Below are 21,853 nucleotides of genomic sequence, written 5' to 3' on the forward strand. Positions count from 1 at the left end.
TCGGCGGGAGGGTAGTGCGGGGGATTTAATCTGCATAAAGCAAAACCCCCGGCCTGGGCCGGGGGTTTTGTGATCACTCGTCGAGGAAGGAGCGCAAATGCTCGCTTCTCGTCGGGTGGCGCAGCTTGCGCAGCGCCTTGGCTTCGATCTGACGAATCCGTTCACGGGTCACGTCGAACTGCTTACCAACCTCCTCGAGGGTGTGGTCGGTATTCATGTCGATACCGAAGCGCATGCGCAGAACCTTGGCTTCACGGGCAGTGAGGCCGGAGAGAACTTCGCGAGTCGCTTCTTTAAGGCTCTCAACGGTAGCAACATCGATTGGCGACTGCATGGTCGAGTCTTCGATGAAGTCACCCAGATGGGAGTCTTCGTCATCACCGATCGGGGTTTCCATGGAGATCGGCTCTTTAGCGATCTTCAATACCTTGCGGATCTTGTCCTCAGGCATTTCCATGCGTTCGCCCAGCTCTTCCGGGGTCGGTTCGCGACCCATTTCCTGCAACATCTGCCGGGAAATACGGTTGAGCTTGTTGATCGTCTCGATCATGTGCACCGGAATACGGATGGTGCGGGCCTGGTCGGCGATCGAGCGAGTGATCGCCTGACGGATCCACCAGGTGGCATAAGTCGAGAATTTGTAGCCGCGGCGGTATTCGAACTTGTCCACAGCCTTCATCAAGCCGATGTTGCCTTCCTGGATCAGATCGAGGAATTGCAGGCCACGGTTGGTGTACTTCTTGGCGATGGAGATCACCAGACGCAAGTTCGCTTCAACCATCTCTTTCTTCGCGCGGCGGGCCTTGGCCTCACCGATCGACATGCGACGGTTGATGTCCTTGATCTCGGCAATCGTCAAACCGGTTTCGGTTTGCAGCGCGATCAGCTTTTGCTGGCAACGAATGATGTCCGGTTGCAGGCGACCAATGGCTTCGGCGTATTTGCCTTTGCCCTTGGCCAAGCCGTCGGACCAGCTTTCATCGACTTCGTTGCCCGGGAACTGGCGCAGGAAGTCTGCACGCGGCATGCGCGCATCACGAACGCAAAGCTGCATGATCGCGCGCTCTTGCTGACGCAGGCGATCCAGGGCACTGCGAACACGCTCGACCAGGCCTTCGAATTGCTTCGGCACCAGTTTGATCGGCATGAACAGCTCAGCCAGCAGCACCAGTTCGGCAATCGCCGCCTTGTTGCCACGACCGTGCTTCTTCAGCGCCTTGCGGGTGATTTCCATCTGATCGGAGACAGCGCCAAAACGCTGTGCTGCGATGACCGGATCAGGACCGCTTTCGACTTCTTCTTCGTCGTCGGTGCTGGCTTCAGCTTCTTCGTCGTCGGTGTCGTCATCCGCTTTCACGGCTTTCGGATCGACAGGCGGAGGTACTTCGGCTGCAGGCGGCGCAATGCCGTCGTCCGGGTCGATATAACCGCTCAGGACGTCGGACAGGCGGCCACCTTCGGTGGTGACGCGAGTGTATTCGGACAGAATGTGGTCAACCGTGCCAGGGAAGTGCGCAATTGCGCCCATCACTTCGCGGATGCCCTCTTCAATACGCTTGGCGATTTCAATTTCGCCTTCACGAGTGAGGAGCTCTACCGTACCCATTTCACGCATGTACATGCGCACTGGGTCGGTGGTGCGACCAATGTCGGTCTCGACCGCTGCCAACGCTGCTGCTGCCTCTTCGGCCGCGGCTTCGTCAGTATCGGCGTCGGCCAGCATAAGGGAATCCTTATCTGGCGCAACCTCGAATACGTTGATCCCCATGTCGTTGATCATGCGGATGATGTCTTCCACCTGTTCCGGATCTGAAATATCCTCCGGCAGGTGGTCGTTGACCTCCGCGTAAGTCAGGTAACCCTGCTCACGACCAAGTGTGATCAACTCTTTGATACGAGACTGCTGTTGCGCTTTTCCGGACATAACACCCTATCCACTGAAGGTCTTGGCGGGCAAAAAACAAGCCGAGGATTATACCTGAGCTATGACCTCACGCGCCAGTTGAGGTCGGGGTTGATACAGCCATATTGCGTTTTAATAGGTCGCGCATCTGATTTGCGATCTGATTTGCTTCCTCCGCGGTCAGTCCTGGCTGCCTTGCTTTCCTGATTAGTGCTTCCAGGTTATCCGTGTGTTGCGTTGCCGATAACCTAGTAATGGTGTCTAAAAACTGTCGTTCAAGGTTGTCACCGTCAATCAGCCATTCCTTTTCCGCCAATGCCTTGAGCAAACGACCCTGTTCGGTCCCGTGCCAGCGGGCCATTAGCTGGATTGAGTTTAGCTTAGGATTTTTTTGCACGGCTCCGATCAGGGCGACCAGCAGCTGCGCGTAGGTATTGCTCTCATTGGCGAAATGGTCGGCGGTTTCTACCTTGCCGGCCAGATCCGGGTGATGAATGAGCGTGCGCAGTGCAATCAGGGTCGGGGCTTCCACGGCAATCGGTGTGCGTGGTGCGCTCGGCTGATCGCGATCGCCACCTCGCTTGCCATTCTTGTCCCAGGGTTTCTTGTCCCACTTCTTGCCGCCAGCGCCGGGTTTCTTCGGCGTCCATTCCTGCTGCGGCGCGTACATCTCTTGCGCTTGCGGCTGATGGTAGTCGCTGTAATCCGGCACGGCGTCGTAATCGATGCCCGGATCGTAGGCCGGTGGCGCTTCCTGGGGGGCGCTTTGCACCAACTGGCTCATGGCTTCGCCCGTCAGGCCGGTGATTTCGGTCAGTCGCTGACGCATCAGGATGCGCAGGTTGGCGCCCGGGACTTTATCGATCAGCGGCGCAGCGAGGGTGGCCATGTGGGCCTTGCCTTCGAGCGAGCGCGGATCCGATTCCTCGGTCAGTTGCTGGAAGAAATAATCCGCCAGCGGTTGCGCGTGCTGATTGATCCGCGCGCGGAAGGCATCGGTGCCTTCGGAGCGCACCAGCGTATCCGGGTCTTCGCCCTCGGGCAGGAACAGAAAGCGTGCCCGGCGCCCATCCTGCAGGCAGGGCAGCGCCGCTTCCAGTGCGCGCCAGGCGGCATTACGGCCAGCCTGGTCGCCGTCGAAACAGAACAATACGTTGGGCACGACGCGAAACAATCGCTTCAAGTGCTCTTCGCTGGTGGCGGTGCCCAGGGTCGCGACGGCATTGCGCAGGCCTTGCTGGGCGAGGGCGATGACGTCCATGTAGCCTTCGACGACGATGATTTCGTCGAGGTTGCGATTGTTTTTGCGTGCTTCATACAGGCCGTAAAGCTCTTGGCCTTTATGGAAGACCGGGGTTTCCGGTGAGTTCAGGTATTTCGGCTTATCGTCGCCAAGGACGCGGCCGCCGAAGGCAATGATGCGTCCGCGGCTGTCGCGGATCGGGAACATCACGCGATCGCGGAAGCGGTCATAGCGTTTGCCGGTTTCGGCGTTCTCGATCAGCAGGCCGGCGTCGACCATGGCCTTCTGTTGCAGGGTGTCGCTGCTCAAGTGCTTGAACAGATTGTCCCAGCCGGGCGGGGCGAAACCGAGGCCGAAGTCCCGGGCGATTTCGCCGGTCAGGCCGCGACCTTTCAAATAATCCACAGCGGCTTTGCGCGATGGATGGCTTTTCAGCGCCTGCCGGTAGAAGTCTGCGGCGGCGGTGAGCAGCGGGTACAGCGGCGAATCGGTCGGCTGCCGCGGTTTATGCGGGCGGCCGCTTTCTTCGCGGGGTATTTCCATGCCGGCGGCTTTGGCCAGTTCTTCGACCGCCTGGACGAAATCCAGGTTGTCGTGGTCCATCATGAAGCCGAGGGCGTTGCCGCCAGCGCCGCAGCCGAAGCAGTAATAGAACTGTTTGTCGGGGCTGACGCTGAAGGACGGGGTTTTCTCTTTGTGGAACGGGCAGCAGGCGGTGTAGTTCTTGCCGGCTTTTTTCATTTGCAGGCGCGAGCTGACCACATCGACGATGTCGGTGCGGTTCAGAAGGTCGTCAATGAAGCTCTGGGGAATTAGCCCGGCCATGGCGTTCTCGTCATCTGAAATGGACCCAAAACAAAGGCTGGCGAACACGGGGCATTGTTTGAGGCGCGCAAAATGTGCGGCTCGACCGGTGTCGTCTGCGTAATCGCTATCGGGGAGTGTATCTGCCGAAAATCCACTGACGTTAGTACCAATCAGTATTCGACTATTTGAAAGTGTTGCGCTGAAATCCGCTGCGGCCAGTCGATAGCCTCGGATAGCTCATAAGCGGGCACGCAAGAAGGTGCCTTGGGCTGATCGTCGTGAGAGGAATCAGTGGGTGTGCTCGTCAGTAGCCTTGGAAGGCTCGTCAGAAAAGACGTGCACCGCTGGCAAAAGAGCCAGGTCTGACGCTGTGAAGCAGGTTTGTCTCGGTCGCATCGGCGGCGTTGACGGTGAAGCATCAAGCGTTTTACGCAAATGCCATAAGCCCGGCTGAGGGCCGGGCTTGGCAGAAGCTTGCTACGAACGTCTGTGTATTAGTACAGACGAACGGCGCGGCGCTGTTCGCGCTGTACTTTCTTGGCGTGACGCTTAACAGCGGCTGCTGCTTTGCGCTTACGCTCAGAAGTTGGCTTCTCGTAAAATTCGCGGCTACGAACTTCAGCCAGTACACCGGCTTTTTCGCAGGAGCGCTTGAAACGACGCAGAGCTACGTCGAAGGGTTCGTTCTCTTTTACTTTGACGGCTGGCATCCAGAGCTACCTTCATTCATTACCGGGGTCAACATCCTCGCGGCAAAAGAGCACTTGAAGACGTCGGTTTTTAAGGGTTGCGGATGTTAACTCCTCATCGACCGGAATGCAAAGCCTCTGATCGAAAACCGCTAGTCGGGGCATCCCATGGCGACTATTATGCGCGCCTTCGAATTCAGCCTAAACAAGGCGCAAACCCATGCTAGTACTGGGATTAGAAACCTCCTGCGACGAAACCGGTGTCGCATTATATGACAGTGAACGCGGCCTGCTGGCTGACGCGCTATTCAGCCAGATTGACCTGCACCGCGCCTATGGCGGTGTGGTGCCGGAGCTGGCTTCGCGTGATCACGTCAAACGCATGCTGCCCTTGATCCGTCAGGTGTTGGCCGAGGCCGGCTGCGTGCCGACCGAGATTGATGCCATCGCGTATACCGCCGGTCCTGGCCTGGTTGGAGCCCTGTTGGTAGGCGCTTCCTGCGCCCAGGCGCTGGCCTTTGCCTGGGGGATTCCGGCCCTTGGCGTGCATCACATGGAAGGTCATTTGCTGGCACCGATGCTGGAGCCGCAACCGCCACAATTTCCGTTCGTCGCTTTGTTGGTGTCGGGCGGTCATACGCAGCTGGTTCAGGTCGACGGGATCGGCAAATACACGTTGTTGGGCGAGACCCTCGACGATGCCGCCGGTGAAGCATTCGACAAGACCGCGAAGATGATGGGCCTCAATTACCCGGGCGGTCCGGAAATCGCGCGCCTGGCGGAGCAAGGGGTTGCAGGGCGCTTCACTTTCCCGCGGCCGATGTGCGATCGCCCGGGCCTGGCCTTCAGCTTCAGTGGCTTGAAAACCTCGGCCCTGAACACCTGGCAGCAGTGCGTCAGCGCCGGGGACGACAGCGAGCAAGCCCGTTGCGACATCTCGCTGGCGTTCCAGCAGGCCGTGGTGGAGACTTTGACCATCAAGTGCAAGCGTGCCCTGAAAGCGGCGGGCATGAAGCGTCTGGTGATCGCTGGCGGCGTCAGCGCCAACAAGGCACTGCGCACTTCACTGGAAAAAATGCTCGGCGACATGAAGGGCGACGTGTTTTATGCGCGTCCCGAGTTTTGCACCGATAACGGCGCGATGATTGCGTTTGCCGGTTGCCAGCGCTTGCAGGCGGGTCAGCACGAAAGCCTGGCGATCAGCGTGCAGGCACGCTGGCCGATGGAGCAATTGTCGGCGCTGTGATGAGCGGCGCTCATGTGCGGTATTTAAAAATGCCGTTCGCGCCCGGCAAACAGGTCGCGTAGATTGCCGCGATGACGCCAGACGATCAGTGCCGTGAGTGCGCTCATCGGCAGCAGTGCCGCTGGCTCTTGCCAGGCGAGCAATGGCAGGGTCAGCGGTGTGGCGATCAGCGCCGCAAGTGAGCTGGTGCGGGTCAGGTAGAACGTCAGCAGCCAGGCACAGACCGCCAACAAGGCTGCGGGCGGGTAAAGGCCCAGCAACATGCCGGCTGCGGTGGCGACACCCTTGCCGCCGCGAAAGCGGAAGTACAGCGGGAACAGGTGGCCGATAACGGCACATACGCCGATCCAGGCCTGTTCTTGCAGCGAAAGACCGGCAACACCGGCGATCAGCACGGGCAGCAAGCCTTTGCACAAATCGCCGAGCAACGTCAGGACGGCGAGTTTCTTGCCGGCCAGGCGCAACATGTTGGTAGCGCCGGCATTGCCCGAGCCACTCATTCGCGGATCGGGGTTACCGGTCAGGCGGCTGAGCAAAATGGCGAAGGACAGCGAGCCGAGCAGGTAGGCGAGAATCGCCAATAACCAAAACATGCTAACTATTCCGGGCGAGGACGCCCTGATTCTAACGGCGCATTGCGCCCTTGTCGTGCAGCGGAGAGAAGTGCTTGGACAGAGTGTTTATCGAGGGCCTGGAAGTTGACACCGTGATTGGTGCCTACGACTGGGAGCGCGGCATCCGACAATGCCTGCGACTTGATCTGAGCTTCGCTTGGGACAATCGCCCGGCAGCAGCGGGTGACGACCTGACCCTGGCGCTCGACTACGCGAGCGTTTCGTCGCGTATCCAGGCGTTCGCCGAGCAGGCGCAGTACCAACTGGTCGAGACCTTTGCCGAGCGTTTGGTTGAGGTCCTGATGAGCGAATTCAAGATCACCTGGGTGCGCCTGAAGCTGACCAAGCCAGGCGCGGTCCCGGCGGCCACCGGTGGCGTCGGCGTGGAGATCGAGCGCGGATGTCGCTGACTCAGGTGTACCTCGGGCTCGGTAGCAATATCGAGCGCGAATCCCATTTGCAGGCTGGCCTGGAAGCCCTGGCGGGTTTTCTGGTGGATATACGCTGCTCGGCGGTGTTCGAAAGCCAGCCCGTGGGGATAAAGAGCGGCCCGTTCTTCAACTTCGTGGTGTCGGCTTTTACCGACTTGCCGCTGATGGAGCTGGACCGCCGACTGAAATTCATCGAGGCGGATAACGGCCGTTATGCGCCGGACCGCAAGGGTTTGCCGCTGGATATCGACGTGCTGTTGTTCGGCGATTTGGTGGGCAACTTCGACGGTTTGATCCTGCCGCGGGCGGAAATCCTGAAAAACGCCTTTGTGCTGTGGCCGTTGTCGCTGATTGCGCCAGACCGGGTGCATCCGGGTGTAGGCAAAAGCTTCGCGACGTTGTGGGATGAAGCGCAGATTGATCAGGTGTTGGCGCCGGTGGCGTTTGAGTGGCGTGGGCAGCCGTTGACGCCTTCGGATTTGTTGTAAAGCAGATGACGCCTTCGCGGGCAAGCCTCGCTCCTACGGATTTGAGTCGTTTGCAAATTATGTAAACGACACCGTCCTGTAGGAGCAAGGCTTGCCCGCGAAGCTTTTCAGGCAGACGCCGCCTCTTTGTACGCTTTCAGCGCCTTGAGCCGCTCACGTTTGATAGCCTCGCCCAACTCCGGCCCCTTGAATCCCTTCTCCAGCAACGGCTGCACCGCCACGCTTCGGGCTGCAACCGCCGCCCCGCGCAAATAATTCGCCTGTGGATAACTTCTCTGCTCCAGGCCTTTGCGTCCCCGAGCATCCATCTCGCACGCTGCAATAAACTCCTCAAACCGCTGCGGTCGACGGTACACGTCGAAGTTTTGCAGCAACTCCAGCAAGGTTGACGGTTTCAGCTCCAGGGCCCGATGGCCATGGGTGTGATATTGGCCCACCAGCAATGCCAGTTCCTGACAGTCTTTCGGCGCCTTGAACCGTTCGTTCACCGCGTTGATCAACTGCAGGCCCGTGTGCTCGTGGGCGATGTGCCGAGGCCACTCCTCCTTAGGCGTCAGGCCTTTGCCCAAATCATGCAGCAGGCAGGCCCAGCGCACCGTCAGCGGCTGTTTGTGCAGCGCCGCTTGTTCCAGCACGCTCAAGGTGTGCACGCCGGTATCGATTTCCGGGTGATGGGCTTCGGGTTGCGGTACGCCGAACAGCGCGTCGACTTCCGGCATCAGCACGTTGAGCGCATTGCACGCGCGCAGGACTTCGATGAAGACCTGTGGCTGATCTTCCATCAGGGCGCGGGAGATTTCTTTCCAGCTGCGTTCCGCCGTCAATGCCTCCAATTCGCCTGAGCCGCTGAGGTGACGCATCAGTTCCAGGGTCTCGGGTGCAACGGTGAAACCGAGCCCGGCATAGCGCGCGGCGAAGCGGGCAACACGCAGGACACGGAGCGGATCTTCGGCGAACGCGGGGGAAACGTGACGGAGCAGGCGCGCTTCGAGATCGCGCTGGCCGTGGTAGGGATCAGTCAGATTCTGCTGATCGTCTTCGGCCATGGCGTTGATCGTCAGGTCGCGACGGATCAGGTCTTCTTCGAGGGTGACTTCGGGGCTGGCATGGAAGGTGAACCCGCCGTAACCGCGTCCGCTTTTGCGCTCGGTGCGGGCTAGGGCGTATTCCTCACCGGTTTTGGGGTGAAGAAACACCGGGAAGTCCGAGCCCACCGGGCGAAAACCCTTGGCGAGCATTTCTTCGGTGGTGGCGCCGACCACGACCCAGTCGATATCCGTGACGGGCTTGCCCAGCAGGCGATCGCGTACCGCGCCGCCAACTTTATAAATCTGCATAAAAAACCTCCGTTAGCTCGACAGAATAACCGTTGCGCCGAACTTCCGGAGGCAGAAACAGAATCAAAGATGAATGACAGCCAAGTCCAGCCGACCGTAATCCCCCTCGGCATGCTCACTTCTGGGGGGTACGTGATGGACTTTCATCACTTGGTCGCCTTGCAGGGTTTCCAGATGAATGTCGAAGCCCCACAAGCGGTGCAAGTGCTTGAGCACTTCCTCTGTGGACTCGCCCAGCGGTTTGCGGTCGTGTTGCTGGTGGCGCAGGGTTAGAGAGCGGTCGCCGCGCCGGTCGATGCTGTAGATCTGCACGTTGGGTTCGCGATTGCCCAGGTTGTATTGCGCCGCCAGGGTTTCACGAATGGTCCGGTAGCCGGGTTCATCGTGAATGGCAGGGACCAGCAGATCGTCCTTCTGATCGTCATCGAGAATGCTGAACAGCTTCAGGTCACGGATCACCTGGGGTGACAGGTACTGCAGGATGAAACTTTCATCCTTGAAGCTGCTCATGGCGAACTTGATGCTCGACAGCCAGTCGGTGCCGGCGATTTCCGGGAACCAGCGGTAATCCTCTTCGGTTGGGTGTTCGCACATGCGCCGGATGTCCCGGTACATGGCAAAGCCCAAGGCGTAGGGGTTGATGCCGCTGTAGTAGGGGCTGTCGAAACCCGGTTGCATCACGACACTGGTGTGGGACGTCAGGAACTCCATCATGAAGCCGTCGGTGACCAGGCCTTCGTCGTACAAGTCGTTCATCAGCGTGTAGTGCCAGAACGTTGCCCAGCCTTCGTTCATCACCTGGGTCTGGCGCTGAGGATAGAAATACTGGGCGATCTTGCGCACGATCCGCACGATTTCCCGCTGCCACGGCTCCAGCAGCGGCGCGTGTTTTTCGATGAAGTACAGGATGTTTTCCTGCGGTTCGGCGGGGAAGCGTGCGTTATCCTTGTCGCTGTACTTGTCCGCGCCTTTTGGAATGGTGCGCCACAGGTCGTTGATCTGTTTCTGCAGATGCTCTTCACGGTCCTTCTGCCGACGCCGTTCTTCTTCGGCGGAAATCGGATACGGGCGTTTGTAGCGGTCAACGCCGTAGTTCATCAGGGCGTGGCAGGAATCGAGCAGGTCTTCCACCGCGTCGATGCCGTGACGCTCTTCGCACTGCATGATGTACTGCTTGGCGAACACCAGATAATCGATGATCGAACTGGCGTCGGTCCAGGTGCGGAACAGGTAATTACCCTTGAAGAAGCTGTTGTGGCCATAGCAGGCATGAGCCACCACCAGCGCCTGCATGCAGATGGTGTTTTCTTCCATCAGGTAGGCGATGCACGGGTCCGAGTTGATCACGATCTCGTAAGCCAGGCCCATCTGCCCGCGGGTGTAGGATTTCTCGGTGCTGAGGAAGTGTTTACCGTAGGACCAATGGTGATAACCCAGAGGCATGCCGACGGAGGCGTAGGCGTCCATCATCTGCTCGGCGGTGATCACTTCGATCTGGTTGGGATAGGTATCCAGGGCATAGCGGGCCGCCAGGCGACTGATTTCCTTGTCATAGGCCTGGATCAACTCGAATGTCCATTCGGAGCCGGTGGAAATGGGTTGGCGCTTCTGCTCTTTGGCGGTCATGTCACTAACCTGCGCTGGAAGAGTTCACGGAAGACCGGGTAAATATCCCCGGCCGAGACCAGTTGCTGCTGGGCAAAAGTGTCAGAGAAGGCGTCGGCGATGCGTTCGTATTCGAACCACAGGGCCTGGTGTTCGCGCGGGGTGATCTCCACGTAAGTGTAGTACTGCACAAACGGCATGATCTGGTTGATCAGGATGTCGCGGCAGATCGGCGAGTCGTCGTTCCAGTTGTCGCCGTCGGAAGCCTGGGCGGCATAGATGTTCCACTCGTTGCTCGGATAACGCTCGGCCATGATCTCCTGCATCAGTTTCAAGGCGCTGGAGACGATGGTGCCGCCGGTTTCCCTCGAGTAGAAGAACTCTTCCTCGTCCACTTCCCGGGCACTGGTGTGGTGGCGGATGAACACGACGTCGATCTTGTCGTAGTTACGCTTGAGAAAGAGGTACAGCAGGATAAAGAAACGCTTGGCGATGTCCTTGGTCGCCTGGGTCATCGAGCCGGATACGTCCATCAGGCAGAACATCACCGCTTTGGAACTGGGGTTGGGCTGCTTGATGAGCAAGTTGTACTTGAGGTCGAAGGTGTCGAGGAACGGCACCCGATGAATCCGTGCGCTGAGTTTCTCGATTTCCGCTTCGATTTCCTGAATATCGCCGAAGTTGTCTGGTTCTTCCCGCTTAAGTCGCGCCAGTTCCTCTTTGGCGTCGCGCAGTCGTGCCCGGCTGCTGCCGGACAGGGCAATGCGTCGGGCATGGGCCGAGCGCAGGGTGCGGATGATGTTGATCCGCGACGGGTTGCCCTCGTTGCTGATACCGGCGCGAACGGTCTTGAAGGTGTCGGTGCCGGTCAGGTTGCGCTTGACCAGGTTCGGCAGTTCGAGGTCCTCGAACATGAATTCGAGAAATTCCTCCTGGGTGATCTGGAAGACGAATTCGTCCATCCCTTCGCCGGAATTACCGGCCTTGCCGGGGCCTCTGCCGCCGCCACCACCGGGTGGCCGGGCAATGTGCTCGCCGCTGGTGAATTCCTTGTTGCCGGGGTGTACGACGGTCTGCTTGCCGCCTCGGCCGTGGTGAAGCACCGGCTCGTCGATGTCGCGGCCGGGAATGCTGATCTGCTCGCCATGTTCCATATCGGTAATGGAACGCCGGCTGACCGCCTCTTCGACGGCCTTTTTGATGTGATCACGGTAACGCCGCAGGAACCGCTGGCGGTTCACCGTGCTCTTGTTCTTGCCATTGAGACGTCGGTCGATCACATAGCTCATGACTGCTCCTTAGAAGCTGTCCTGAAAGGGGCGAGCGGTTATTGCAGCATCGACCGTGCGAAGGGATGTTCACGCTCCCCCAAGCGCTTTTGGATGCTGCCTGAACCTCGTTACCGACTTTCGAACACCTTCCAGAGGTCTGTGTAACAGAAAAACCGTGCACAGGCCTCTGGCTGACGACAACCGGTCTGACCGGCAGCGCGGGTTACTGTGATTTTCTGACCCGCAGGTACCACTCGGATAGCAGTCGTACCTGTTTGTCGGTGTAGCCGCGCTCCACCATCCTTGTGACAAAGTCGTTGTGCTTCTGCTGGTCCTCTTTGCTGGCCTTGGCATTGAAGCTGATGACCGGCAGCAGGTCCTCGGTGTTGGAGAACATTTTCTTCTCGATGACCACCCGCAGTTTTTCGTAGCTGAGCCAGGTTGGGTTCTTGCCATTGTTGTTGGCGCGGGCGCGCAACACGAAGTTGACGATTTCGTTGCGGAAATCCTTCGGATTGCTGATGCCGGCCGGTTTTTCGATTTTCTCCAGTTCTTCGTTCAGCGCTACGCGGTTGAGGATTTCGCCGGTTTCCGGGTCGCGGTATTCCTGGTCCTGGATCCAGAAGTCGGCGTACAGCACGTAGCGATCGAAGATGTTCTGGCCGTACTCGCTGTAAGACTCGAGGTAGGCAGTCTGGATTTCCTTGCCGATGAATTCGATATAACGCGGCGCCAGGTACTCTTTCAGGAAGCGCAGATAGCGTTCGCGGGTCTCGGCCTGGAATTGTTCCTGTTCGATCTGTTGTTCCAGCACGTAGAGCAGGTGCACCGGGTTGGCGGCGATTTCGTGCGGGTCGAAGTTGAAGACTTTCGACAGGATCTTGAACGCGAACCGGGTCGACAGGCCGTTCATGCCTTCATCCACGCCGGCGTTGTCGCGGTATTCCTGGATCGACTTGGCTTTCGGGTCGGTGTCCTTGAGGTTCTCGCCGTCATACACGCGCATCTTGGAGTAGATGTTGGAGTTTTCCGGCTCCTTGAGACGCGAGAGCACGGTGAACTGGGCGAGCATTTTCAGGGTGTCGGGCGCGCAATGGGCCTTGGCCAGCGAACTGTTGAACAGCAGTTTGTCGTAGATCTTCACTTCGTCGCTGACCCGCAGGCAGTACGGCACTTTGACGATGTAGATCCGGTCGATGAACGCTTCGTTGTTCTTGTTGTTGCGGAAGGTGTGCCACTCCGATTCGTTGGAGTGAGCCAGCAGGATCCCGGTGAACGGAATCGCGCCCAGGCCTTCGGTACTGTTGTAGTTACCTTCCTGAGTGGCGGTCAGCAAGGGGTGCAGCACCTTGATCGGCGCCTTGAACATTTCGACGAATTCCATCAGGCCCTGGTTGGCCCGGCACAGCGCACCCGAGTAGCTGTAGGCGTCAGCGTCGTTTTGCGGGAATTCTTCCAGTTTGCGGATATCGACCTTGCCCACCAGCGCCGAGATGTCCTGGTTGTTTTCATCCCCAGGTTCGGTCTTGGCCACGGCGATCTGGTTGAGGATCGATGGATAGAGTTTCACCACCCGGAACTGGCTGATGTCGCCGCCGAATTCGGCCAGGCGTTTGGTCGCCCATGGCGACATGATGGTGTTCACATAGCGCCGTGGAATGCCGAAGTCTTCCTCGAGGATCGCGCCATCTTCAGTGGCGTTGAACAGACCCAAGGGCGATTCGAATACCGGGGAGCCCTTGATCGCGTAGAAGGGCACTTTCTCGATCAGCTGCTTGAGCTTCTCGGCCAGGGACGATTTACCGCCACCGACGGGACCGAGCAGATAGAGAATTTGTTTCTTCTCTTCCAGGCCCTGGGCGGCATGGCGGAAATACGACACGATCTGGTCGATGCATTCTTCCATCCCGTGGAAGTCTTCAAAGGCCGGATAGCGGCGTATCACCTTGTTGGAAAAGATTCGCGACAGTCTCGAGTTGGCCGAGGTGTCGAGCAGCTCCGGTTCTCCGATGGCCAGCAGCAAGCGCTCGGCGGCGGAAACGTAGGCGCTGCGGTCCTTTTTACACAGCTCCAGGTACTCTTGCAGCGAGAGTTCTTCCTGGCGTGTGGACTCGAAGCGTTGTTGGAAGTGGCTAAAGATACTCATGACGTCACCTCGCTCGATACGTGGAGCCGACGCCGGATCATTCAGTCGATGCTGGCAGCCACTGGATATGCAGTCGCTGTTTACCCCCCAGAACTCTTTCGCAGCTGACCGCCCCGAAAGCTACTCCCGATGACCCGCGCGCCGGTGTACCGGCTCTCCCCTGTTTTGGATGGCCTGCGCTTAAGGATAGTTGCTTATTCGGGAGGTAAAGGCGAGATACGTAATTAGTTGTGGCAGACCGTTCGTCTGCCACCGCGCGAGCCCGCGGGGGCCGGGGCTTGCGCGTTACAAAAAAATTATTCGGAGGTGCCTTGCGCCGTTTCCGAAGGATAAGTCGTGCGCCACAGCTCAAAACCGCCATCCATGCTGTAGACGTCGGAGAAGCCCTGGCTGATCAGGTACGCCGCGGCGCTCTGGCTGGAATTACCGTGATAGCAGACCACGACCGTCGGTGCATCAAGGTCGGCGGCGCGGATGAAATCCGAGATGGAAACGTTGTCCAGATGCTTGGAGCCGGCGATGTGCAGCGCGGCATAGGTTTGCGGATCGCGGACATCGACCACCACTGCGCCTTGCTCGCGCAGGGCCTGGGCCTGTTCTGGGGGGATACGTTTGAATTCGCTCATGGCGGGCTCCTGTGGCTCGGCTGAAAGCGCAGTCTAGCGCTGGGCGCTGGCTGACGTTTGTTCGGGAATGGGTGGGGCGACTGACGGCTTGGCGTTACCTTGCTCGTCGCATTTGCAGCTCAGGCGCTCGAGGGTGTCGACGTTCATCAGGGTCAAGGCACCGCCCCAGACGCAACCGGTGTCGAGGGCGAAGACGCCTGGCTCATCGCACTTGCCTTCAAGGGCTGCCCAATGGCCGAAGATAATCTTCAGGCCTTTGGTCTTGCGCTCCTTGTACTTGAACCACGGGGCATAACCCGGTGGCGCGGTGTCGGCGCCTTCCTTGCCCTTGAGGTCGAGCTTGCCTTCGCTGGTGCAGAAGCGCATGCGGGTGAAATAGTTGGTGATGACTCGCAAGCGTTCAACACCGGTGAGGTCACTGTTCCATTTGCTCGGCTCATTGCCGTACATGCCATCCAGATAGGGCGGGAACAGGTTGTCGTCGCGCAGGGCGGCTTCGACTTCACCGGCACACTTCAAGGCTTTGCGCAGCGACCATTGTGGCGGTATGCCGGCGTGGACCAGGGCGATGTCGCGCTGTTCGTCGTAGTGCATGAGTTTTTGCTGGCGCAGCCACTCCAGCAGTTCCGCGCGATCAGGCGCTTCGAGGATTTCGCGCAAAGTGTCGTTTTTCTTCAGGCGCTCGATGTTGTGCCCGGCGGCCAGCAAGTGCAGGTCATGGTTACCGAGCACGCACACCAGCGATTCGCGGAGGCTATAGAGGAAGCGCAAGGTTTCCAGTGACTGCGGGCCGCGGTTGACCAGATCGCCCACCAGCCACAGTGTGTCCCGGGCAGGGTCGAAGGCCACTTGTTTGAGCAGGCATTGCAACGGTTCGAGGCAGCCTTGCAGGTCGCCGACGGCGTACGTTGCCATCAGTGCAGGGCTCCGGGCACCGCCAGCCGGAACGGGGCGATCACGGCGTCGAAGTGCTTATCGTCGTCGGCAATCATCTGATAGGTGCCTTGCATGGTGCCGACCTTGGTGGTCATCACCGTGCCGCTGCTGTAGGTATGGCTTTCTCCAGCCGGGATCAGCGGCTGCAATCCCACGACGCCCGCACCGCGAACCTCTTCCACATGCCCGTCACCGTCGGTGATCACCCAGTGCCGCGACAACAATTTGGCCGGTAGCTCGCCATTGTTGTGAACGGTGATGGTGTAGGCGAAGGCAAAGCGGTTGTGCTCGGGTTGCGATTGTTCTGCCAGATAGCGGGTGACGACGCTGACGTCGACCTGATAACGAGGATCGGACATGCAAGAGGCCTTAAAAACGGAGCGGGACGCGGGGCGTAGCTGATGGGATTCAGTCTAGGCCAAGTATCGGGTAGTAAACCAGACATCGCGTCCGGCGTCCTACCCGATCACGCTCATCGCCTGTCAGTCGGCAGCAGGAGCCTGCAGGACTTGTTCGCTGAGCTTGTCGGCCAGGCGCACGAAAGCGGCTAGGTCGAGTTGCTCGGGACGCAGGCTGCCATCGACGCCGGCGGCTTCGATCTCGTCGTTGCTCAGCAGCAATTTGAGGGTGTTGCGCAGGGTCTTGCGGCGCTGGTTGAAGGCTTCGCGCACGACGCGCTCCAGCAGCTTGTGATCCTTCGCCGGGTGCGGCAGTACGTCGTGAGGCACCAGGCGCACGATGGCCGAGTCGACTTTCGGCGGCGGATTAAACGCGCCAGGTCCGACGTTGAACAGGTGTTCGACCCGGCAGTGGTACTGAACCATGATCGACAGACGACCCCAGTCACCGCCGCCAGGCCCTGCCGCCAGACGCTCGACCACTTCTTTCTGCAGCATGAAGTGCATGTCGCGAATGATGCCGGCGTTGTTCAGCAGGTGGAAAATCAGTGGGGTCGAGATGTTGTACGGCAGGTTACCGACCACACGCAGGCTGTTCGGCGCGGCATTGAGGCTGTTGAAGTCGAACTTCAGCGCGTCGCCCTGGTGCAGGTTGAAGTTGTCCTTACCGGCGAATTGCTGGTTGAGGATCGGGATCAGGTCCTTGTCCAGTTCCACCACGTCCAATTGCGCACCGCTGTTGAGCAGGCCTTGGGTCAGGGCACCCTGGCCCGGGCCGATTTCCAGCAGGCGGTCTTCGGGTTTGGCGCGGATGGCGCGCAGGATGCGGTCGATAACGCCGGCATCGTGCAGGAAGTTCTGGCCAAAGCGTTTGCGCGCCTTGTGTTGGTAATGCTCGGTCATAAACGGGTCTCGGCCATCTGGTAGGCGGTTTCCAGGGCGACTTGCAGGCTGCCGGTGTCGATTTTTCCGCTACCGGCCAGGTCCAGGGCTGTGCCGTGGTCCACCGATGTGCGGATGATTGGCAAGCCGAGGGTCACGTTGACTGCCGCGCCGAAGCCTTTGTACTTCAGCACCGGCAGGCCCTGGTCGTGGTACATCGCCAGCACCGCGTCGCAGTGCTCCAGATATTTGGGGGTAAACAGAGTGTCGGCGGGCAGGGGACCGCGAAGGTCCATGCCCTCGCCGCGCAGGCGCTCTAAGGTGGGTTCGATGATGTCGATTTCTTCATGGCCCAAGTGTCCGCCTTCTCCGGCGTGGGGGTTGAGCCCGCACACCAGGATACGCGGCTGGGCAATGCCGAATTTTTCTTGCAGGTCGGTGTACAGAATCCGCGTGACCCGTTCCAGGCGCTCCGGGGTGATTGCATCGGCAATCTCGCGCAGCGGCAGGTGAGTGGTGACCAGCGCCACGCGCAATCCGCGGGTGGCCAGCATCATCACCACTTGCGCGGTGTGGGTCAGGTCGGCGAGGAATTCCGTGTGTCCGGAAAAAGCGATCCCGGACTCGTTGATCACGCCCTTGTGCACTGGTGCGGTGATCATCCCGGCGAAATGCCCGTCCATGCAGCCTTGGCCCGCGCGCGTCAGGGTTTCCAGGACGAACGCCGCATTGGCCTTGTCCAGTTGCCCGGCCGTGACCTTGGCGTTGAGCGGGGTATCCCAGACATACAGGCTGTTGGCCGGAGCCGGAGCATCCGGCCAATTGCCCGGGGTGACCGGCAGCATGTCGACGACCACGCCCAGCTGCGCGGCCCGCTCGATGAGCAGGTCGCGGCTGGTAATGGCAATCAGGGGATGTGGCTGGGCTTGCGAGGCGAGCAGCAGACACAGGTCGGGACCTATGCCGGCCGGTTCGCCGGGTGTCAGCGCGAAACGCTTCGGTTTCACTGCGCTGCCTGGTCTGCACCAGGGAGTTTGATCTCTACGTACGCTTCGTCACGGATCTGACGCAGCCAGGTTTGCAGCTCTTCGTCGTATTTGCGGTTACGCAGTACGGTCATTGCTTGCTGCTCGCGGGCCTGGCTGGTGCTGTCGGTAGCGCGACGGCCAAGGACTTCCAGGACGTGCCAGCCATATTGGGTCTGGAACGGCTTGGACAGCTGACCTTGCGGGGTCTTGGCCATCACTTCGCGGAACTCGGGCACCAATGCGTTCGGGTCGATCCAGTTCAGGTCGCCGCCGTTGAGGGCGGAACCCGGATCTTCCGAGAAGCTTTTCGCCAGTTCGCCGAAATCTTCGCCCGCTTCGATTCGGGTGTAGAGCGACTGGGCCAAAGCCTTGGTTTTAGCTTCGTCACGGATCGGGCTAGGTTTGACCAGGATGTGACGCACGTGCACTTCGTCACGCACCTGGGTCTCGCCGCCACGCTTGTCGAGGATCTTCAGAATGATGAAGCCGCCCGGGGTGCGCATTGGCTGAGTGATGTCGCCGACAGCCATGGTGCTCAGCATGCGATCGAACGGAGGTGGCAACTGGGCCGCTTTGCGGAAGCCCATGTCGCCGCCTTCCAGTGCGGTTTCGCTGGCGGATTTGGCGATTGCCAACTGACCGAAGTCAGCGCCTTGCTTGAGTTGCTGATACACCGCGTCCGCTTGTTTGGCTGCAGCCTGAATCGCATCGGAGTTGGCGCTTTCCGGCGTAGGAATCAGGATGTTGGCCAAACGGAATTCTTCGGACAGCTGCATTTTGCCCAGGTCGGACGCGAGGAAGTTCTTCACTTCCTGCTCGGACACCTGGATGCGCTCGGCTACCCGGCGCTGACGCACACGGCTGATGATCATCTCGCGGCGAATCTGGTCACGGGCGTCGTCGTAAGACAGACCGTCGTGGGCCAGGGCGGCGCGGAATTGATCGATCGACATGTTGTTGCGCTGGGCAATGGTGCCGACGGCCTGGTTCAGTTCTTCATCGGTAATGCGGATGCCGGAACGTTCGCCGATCTGCAATTGCAGGTTTTCGACGATCAGGCGCTCCAGTACCTGCTGATCCAGCACGCTGGCCGGCGGCACGGCAGTACCGCGTTTGGCGATGGTTTGCTGAACTTCGTGGACCCGTTGGTCCAGTTGGCTCTGCATGACCACGTCGTTGTCGACGATGGCCACCACTTTGTCGATGGACTGTACCGCGGCGTTAGCCGCGGTACCCAGGAACAGCGCGCCCAGCACTAGCGGGCGCAGACAATCAGAAAGCTTGGTCTTCACGTTCACGATAACCTTGAATGCCTTTGTCGAGGAAGCTCTCTACCTTGGCGCCGGTGAGGCCGCCGAGTCCCTTCAGAACAATTTGGAGGAAGACGCCATGGTCGCCTTTTTCGTTTTCTGGCGCGTTTTGACTGAATTCGTCATAGCTGACCCAGTAACGGTTGATCAGGCGCAGTTTCCAGCAGCAGTTGTCGTACTCGAAACCACCGAAGGCTTCCAGGGTACGGTTGCGGTTGTAGTCATACTGCCAGCGGCTGATGGCGTTCCAGTGCGGCACGATCGGCCACATCACCGAGAAGTCGTGCTGTTGGATCTTGTAGTAGTCCTTCACGTAGCCAGGTTGTCCCGGGGTGCCGTAGTCACCTCCGCCCACCGACCATTTACCGGTGTTCTGGTCGTAACGGACCTGGTCATTGCGATAGCGATAGCCGGCGTTGATGATCTTGTTCGGATTGTCTTCAGGCTGGTAGTGGAACATTGCGCTACCCGAGCGAGGGCTGCGACTGTCCGGGTCCCAGTTGTAATCGGCGGTGGTGCGCCAATCGCGGTTCCAGCGATATTCGTATTCCAGCGCATACGGTGAAACGTTGGCGTGTGCGTCGTCGCGGGTTTTCGCGTCGATGCCCGGCAACTGGACTTCGCGGTCCTTGAAGTACAAGGCCTGGCCGACACTGATGCGTTGACGTTCGAAACCGTCGTCTTCGATCCAGCGGTTGGTCACGCCCAGGGACAATTTGTTCTCGTCACCGACACGGTCGGAGCCGGAGAAGCGGTTGTCGCGGAACAGCGACGCATAGTTGAAGGTGTATTCGCTGGTGTCGAATACCGGAATATCTTTCTGGTCTTCCTCAGGTACATAGAGGTAGAACAGGCGCGGTTCCAGGGTCTGGCGGTAATTCTTGCCGAACCACTGGGTATTGCGGTCGAAGTACAGGCCGCTGTCGATGCTGGCAATCGGAACGCCGCGGTTTTGGCTGCTGCCGAAAGTGCCGTTGACCCTGTTTTGCTCAGCAGTCTGATTGGCGATGGTGTTCTTGCCGGTGCCGTCCAGATCCAGCTGATACTGGGTGTACTGGTACTTGAGCGATGGCTTCAAGAACCCGTAGGTCCAATTCATCGGCAGGCTGACACCTGGCTTGAGGTTCAAGCGATCGCCGTTCGCGCGAGCGAGACCGGTCACGTTGTTATCAAGGCGCGGCTCAACGGTCGTGCCGTCTTCATTGGTGAAGGTGCCGTCTTTCAGGTCTCGGTCGAAACGGACAAGTTCTGTCTCGTAATCGAAGTCCAGACCTTCCGGATGATAAGGCAGCTGGCCATTGAAGGTGATCTGCGGCAAACGATCGTATGGCGTGATGTTCGAAACGGTCGCCAGCTGATAAGCCTGGGCGTTTACCGCTGCGGTATAGCTATCGCCACGGTACGTTACGGAAGCCTGCTGATTCACGTAATCTGCGCTTTTCACGCCAATCTGGTCAGTCTGCAGATCCTGGAAGTAGTACGGATCGCTGATCTTGGTGTAGTCGACCTGCGTGAGCACACGCGAGTCGAGGCCACCCTTGTGCTGCCAGTTGTACATGTAGCGGGTTTTTTCGTAATCGGTCTGCTTGCTGCGATCGGTGTTGTCGTCGTTGAGGTACGCGGCGCCGAACTGACCTTCGCTGGACTTGGTCAGGTAACGGAACTCGCCTTCCACCAACATGCCACGCTTGCTCATGTAGCGCGGGTACAACGTGGCATCGTAGTTCGGTGCCAGGTTGAAGTAGTACGGGGTGACCAGCATGAAACCGGTATCGCTGCCGGTGCCGATGGTCGGCGGCAGGAAACCGGATTGGCGACGGTCGTCGATCGGGAAGTAGATGTACGGCGTGTACAGGACCGGAATGTCCTTGACCCGCAGTGTCACGTTGGTCGCGGTACCGAAGCCGGTGGCCGGGTTCAAGGTGATGTTGTTGCCCTTGAGTTGCCAGGCGTTGCTGTTCGGTTCGCACGTGGTGTACGTACCATCCTTGAGGCGGATGATCGCGTTCTCGGCACGCTTGGCGTACAGCGCGTTACCGCGGATACGGGATTTGTGCATCACGTATTCGGCGTTGTCGACCTTGGCTTCACCGGTGTCGAGCTGCACGTCGGCGTGGTCGCCGACGATCAATGCGCCGTTGTCGCGAATGCGCACGTTACCGCTCAGTTCGCCACGGCTCTCGGCCTGGTACAGACTGGCTTCGTCGGCTTCGGCCTGCATGCTGCCCTGACGCAAAACCACGTCACCGGCCAGCGTGCCGACCTGATCTTCGGTGTTATAGCGCGAAGCTTTCGCGCCGATAAAGGTCGGAGCGTCACTTTTATTCGTCTTGTCATTCATGCCAGGACGAATGGGTTCGATATAGGAACCAGAGCAGTAAGGACCGGTTTCGGCCAACTGCGCAGCAGTGAGCTTCTCGCGCGGAACCCAGTCGAGGTGACTGTAGTCTGCGCTACGGGACTTCAGGCCACGGCCCTTGGACTCGGTAACGAGTACAGGCTTGGCGCCGGTGTCTTCGCTGGAGCCGTTCTGGGCTGGAGCTTCGCCGTTCGCGGTGGCTGTTGCGCTGCCGTCATGGACGGGTCGCGGCGGCAAGGCTGCTGCCGGCGACTTGGGCGCACAGTCCCAGGCACCCGAAGCAGAGACTGAGCAGTCATACTGTTCCGCGGCGACCACGTAGGAAGTGGCTAGGGGTTGCAGGGCCAGCAGACTGCCGGTAACCAACAACGGAAATTTTTTACGAAACGCGGGGGATTTCAATGCCATCTTATTAGTCCGGGCTTCCTGCGTGCCATCTGCCCGCGGTGGTGGGCCGCACGCCTCTCGATGGTCTGAAAAAGATGCTGGATAATAAAGCATGACCCGCTTGACGGCTAGCGCCGTCGGAGACCC

Annotated in this window: 18 protein-coding genes; 3 read left to right on the top strand and 15 right to left on the bottom strand. The window is 59.3% G+C overall.

All coding sequences use genetic code 11. From position 1 onward, the window contains the following. Window positions 1–73: 73 nt before the first annotated feature. The 3 genes from rpoD to rpsU form a co-directional block, all read right to left on the bottom strand. Entirely contained in the window at window positions 74–1,924 is a 1,851-nt protein-coding gene (rpoD, locus tag HKK53_RS23545) for an RNA polymerase sigma factor RpoD (RefSeq protein ID WP_169372801.1), read from the bottom strand. Window positions 1,925–1,991: 67 nt separating this feature from the next. Next, a complete protein-coding gene (gene dnaG / locus HKK53_RS23550) occupies window positions 1,992–3,971 on the bottom strand; it encodes a DNA primase (RefSeq protein ID WP_169372802.1) in 1,980 nt (659 codons plus the stop codon). A gap of 476 nt (window positions 3,972–4,447) precedes the next feature. Next, window positions 4,448–4,663: a 30S ribosomal protein S21 gene (gene rpsU / locus HKK53_RS23555; RefSeq protein ID WP_002551877.1), complete on the bottom strand. Its 216-nt coding sequence runs from the start codon at window positions 4,661–4,663 to the stop codon at window positions 4,448–4,450. 199 nt (window positions 4,664–4,862) lie between these two features. Here rpsU and tsaD point away from each other — a divergent pair, with 199 nt between their 5' ends. Further along, a complete protein-coding gene (tsaD, locus tag HKK53_RS23560; protein ID WP_169372803.1) occupies window positions 4,863–5,888 on the top strand; it encodes a tRNA (adenosine(37)-N6)-threonylcarbamoyltransferase complex transferase subunit TsaD in 1,026 nt (341 codons plus the stop codon). A 23-nt stretch (window positions 5,889–5,911) separates the two neighbouring features. Here tsaD and plsY read toward each other — a convergent pair whose 3' ends face one another. Continuing rightward, window positions 5,912–6,481 carry a glycerol-3-phosphate 1-O-acyltransferase PlsY gene (plsY, locus tag HKK53_RS23565; RefSeq protein ID WP_169372804.1) on the bottom strand — a complete coding sequence of 190 codons (570 nt, stop codon included), beginning with the start codon at window positions 6,479–6,481 and terminating at the stop codon, window positions 5,912–5,914. A 74-nt stretch (window positions 6,482–6,555) separates the two neighbouring features. Here plsY and folB point away from each other — a divergent pair, with 74 nt between their 5' ends. Both folB and folK read left to right on the top strand, forming a co-directional pair. Further along, window positions 6,556–6,912, top strand: a complete 357-nt coding sequence (gene folB / locus HKK53_RS23570; protein ID WP_007980224.1) for a dihydroneopterin aldolase — start codon at window positions 6,556–6,558, stop codon at window positions 6,910–6,912. Then, window positions 6,903–7,421 (top strand): 2-amino-4-hydroxy-6-hydroxymethyldihydropteridine diphosphokinase, encoded by a 519-nt coding sequence (gene folK, locus HKK53_RS23575; RefSeq protein WP_169372805.1) that lies wholly within the window; start codon window positions 6,903–6,905, stop codon window positions 7,419–7,421. Before folB ends, folK begins: the two co-directional genes overlap by 10 nt. Before the next feature lie 107 nt (window positions 7,422–7,528). On the opposite strand, the gene HKK53_RS23580 is transcribed toward folK, so the two are convergent. From HKK53_RS23580 to HKK53_RS23630, 11 genes are all read right to left on the bottom strand, one after another. Beyond that, entirely contained in the window at window positions 7,529–8,758 is a 1,230-nt protein-coding gene (locus HKK53_RS23580; RefSeq protein WP_169372806.1) for a multifunctional CCA addition/repair protein, read from the bottom strand. Window positions 8,759–8,821: 63 nt separating this feature from the next. Continuing rightward, on the bottom strand, window positions 8,822–10,384 hold the full coding sequence (locus HKK53_RS23585) for a SpoVR family protein (RefSeq protein ID WP_123513053.1): 1,563 nt from the start codon (window positions 10,382–10,384) through the stop codon (window positions 8,822–8,824). Then, a complete protein-coding gene (locus HKK53_RS23590; RefSeq protein ID WP_169372807.1) occupies window positions 10,381–11,652 on the bottom strand; it encodes a YeaH/YhbH family protein in 1,272 nt (423 codons plus the stop codon). The genes HKK53_RS23585 and HKK53_RS23590 overlap by 4 nt, the downstream gene beginning before the upstream one ends. Window positions 11,653–11,857: 205 nt before the next feature. Then, complete coding sequence (locus tag HKK53_RS23595; protein WP_054044143.1) at window positions 11,858–13,780, bottom strand: PrkA family serine protein kinase; 1,923 nt, start codon at window positions 13,778–13,780, stop codon at window positions 11,858–11,860. Between the two features lie 296 nt (window positions 13,781–14,076). After that, entirely contained in the window at window positions 14,077–14,406 is a 330-nt protein-coding gene (gene glpE / locus HKK53_RS23600) for a thiosulfate sulfurtransferase GlpE (protein WP_149659573.1), read from the bottom strand. A 33-nt stretch (window positions 14,407–14,439) separates the two neighbouring features. Then, window positions 14,440–15,321 (bottom strand): symmetrical bis(5'-nucleosyl)-tetraphosphatase, encoded by an 882-nt coding sequence (locus HKK53_RS23605; protein ID WP_169372808.1) that lies wholly within the window; start codon window positions 15,319–15,321, stop codon window positions 14,440–14,442. Continuing rightward, window positions 15,321–15,701 (bottom strand): Co2+/Mg2+ efflux protein ApaG, encoded by a 381-nt coding sequence (gene apaG / locus HKK53_RS23610; RefSeq protein ID WP_169372809.1) that lies wholly within the window; start codon window positions 15,699–15,701, stop codon window positions 15,321–15,323. The genes HKK53_RS23605 and apaG overlap by 1 nt, the downstream gene beginning before the upstream one ends. Window positions 15,702–15,824: 123 nt before the next feature. Next, a complete protein-coding gene (gene rsmA, locus HKK53_RS23615) occupies window positions 15,825–16,643 on the bottom strand; it encodes a 16S rRNA (adenine(1518)-N(6)/adenine(1519)-N(6))-dimethyltransferase RsmA (protein WP_123513043.1) in 819 nt (272 codons plus the stop codon). Next, window positions 16,640–17,629: a 4-hydroxythreonine-4-phosphate dehydrogenase PdxA gene (pdxA, locus tag HKK53_RS23620; RefSeq protein WP_169372810.1), complete on the bottom strand. Its 990-nt coding sequence runs from the start codon at window positions 17,627–17,629 to the stop codon at window positions 16,640–16,642. Before pdxA ends, rsmA begins: the two co-directional genes overlap by 4 nt. Further along, the gene (gene surA / locus HKK53_RS23625; RefSeq protein ID WP_169372811.1) at window positions 17,626–18,942 is read right to left on the bottom strand and encodes a peptidylprolyl isomerase SurA; all 1,317 of its coding nucleotides are present in this window, start codon (window positions 18,940–18,942) and stop codon (window positions 17,626–17,628) included. The genes pdxA and surA overlap by 4 nt, the downstream gene beginning before the upstream one ends. Further along, on the bottom strand, window positions 18,923–21,727 hold the full coding sequence (locus tag HKK53_RS23630; RefSeq protein WP_169372812.1) for an LPS-assembly protein LptD: 2,805 nt from the start codon (window positions 21,725–21,727) through the stop codon (window positions 18,923–18,925). Before HKK53_RS23630 ends, surA begins: the two co-directional genes overlap by 20 nt. Window positions 21,728–21,853 lie beyond the last annotated feature (126 nt).

Origin of the sequence: Pseudomonas sp. ADAK7, assembly GCF_012935675.1 — a bacterium.
In the GTDB taxonomy this organism is placed as follows: Bacteria; Pseudomonadota; Gammaproteobacteria; order Pseudomonadales; family Pseudomonadaceae; genus Aquipseudomonas.

Bases quoted from the DNA above. Each gene is read 5' to 3' on its own strand.
- rpsU (WP_002551877.1), bottom strand. From the start codon at position 4,663: ATGCCAGCCGTCAAAGTAAAAGAGAACGAACCCTTCGACGTAGCTCTG.
- HKK53_RS23590 (WP_169372807.1), bottom strand. From the start codon at position 11,652: ATGAGCTATGTGATCGACCGACGTCTCAATGGCAAGAACAAGAGCACG.
- glpE (WP_149659573.1), bottom strand. From the start codon at position 14,406: ATGAGCGAATTCAAACGTATCCCCCCAGAACAGGCCCAGGCCCTGCGC.
- dnaG (WP_169372802.1), bottom strand. From the start codon at position 3,971: ATGGCCGGGCTAATTCCCCAGAGCTTCATTGACGACCTTCTGAACCGC.
- rpoD (WP_169372801.1), bottom strand. From the start codon at position 1,924: ATGTCCGGAAAAGCGCAACAGCAGTCTCGTATCAAAGAGTTGATCACA.
- HKK53_RS23605 (WP_169372808.1), bottom strand. From the start codon at position 15,321: ATGGCAACGTACGCCGTCGGCGACCTGCAAGGCTGCCTCGAACCGTTG.
- folK (WP_169372805.1), top strand. From the start codon at position 6,903: ATGTCGCTGACTCAGGTGTACCTCGGGCTCGGTAGCAATATCGAGCGC.
- tsaD (WP_169372803.1), top strand. From the start codon at position 4,863: ATGCTAGTACTGGGATTAGAAACCTCCTGCGACGAAACCGGTGTCGCA.
- HKK53_RS23630 (WP_169372812.1), bottom strand. From the start codon at position 21,727: ATGGCATTGAAATCCCCCGCGTTTCGTAAAAAATTTCCGTTGTTGGTT.
- HKK53_RS23580 (WP_169372806.1), bottom strand. From the start codon at position 8,758: ATGCAGATTTATAAAGTTGGCGGCGCGGTACGCGATCGCCTGCTGGGC.
- rsmA (WP_123513043.1), bottom strand. From the start codon at position 16,643: ATGACCGAGCATTACCAACACAAGGCGCGCAAACGCTTTGGCCAGAAC.
- apaG (WP_169372809.1), bottom strand. From the start codon at position 15,701: ATGTCCGATCCTCGTTATCAGGTCGACGTCAGCGTCGTCACCCGCTAT.
- HKK53_RS23585 (WP_123513053.1), bottom strand. From the start codon at position 10,384: ATGACCGCCAAAGAGCAGAAGCGCCAACCCATTTCCACCGGCTCCGAA.
- HKK53_RS23595 (WP_054044143.1), bottom strand. From the start codon at position 13,780: ATGAGTATCTTTAGCCACTTCCAACAACGCTTCGAGTCCACACGCCAG.
- plsY (WP_169372804.1), bottom strand. From the start codon at position 6,481: ATGTTTTGGTTATTGGCGATTCTCGCCTACCTGCTCGGCTCGCTGTCC.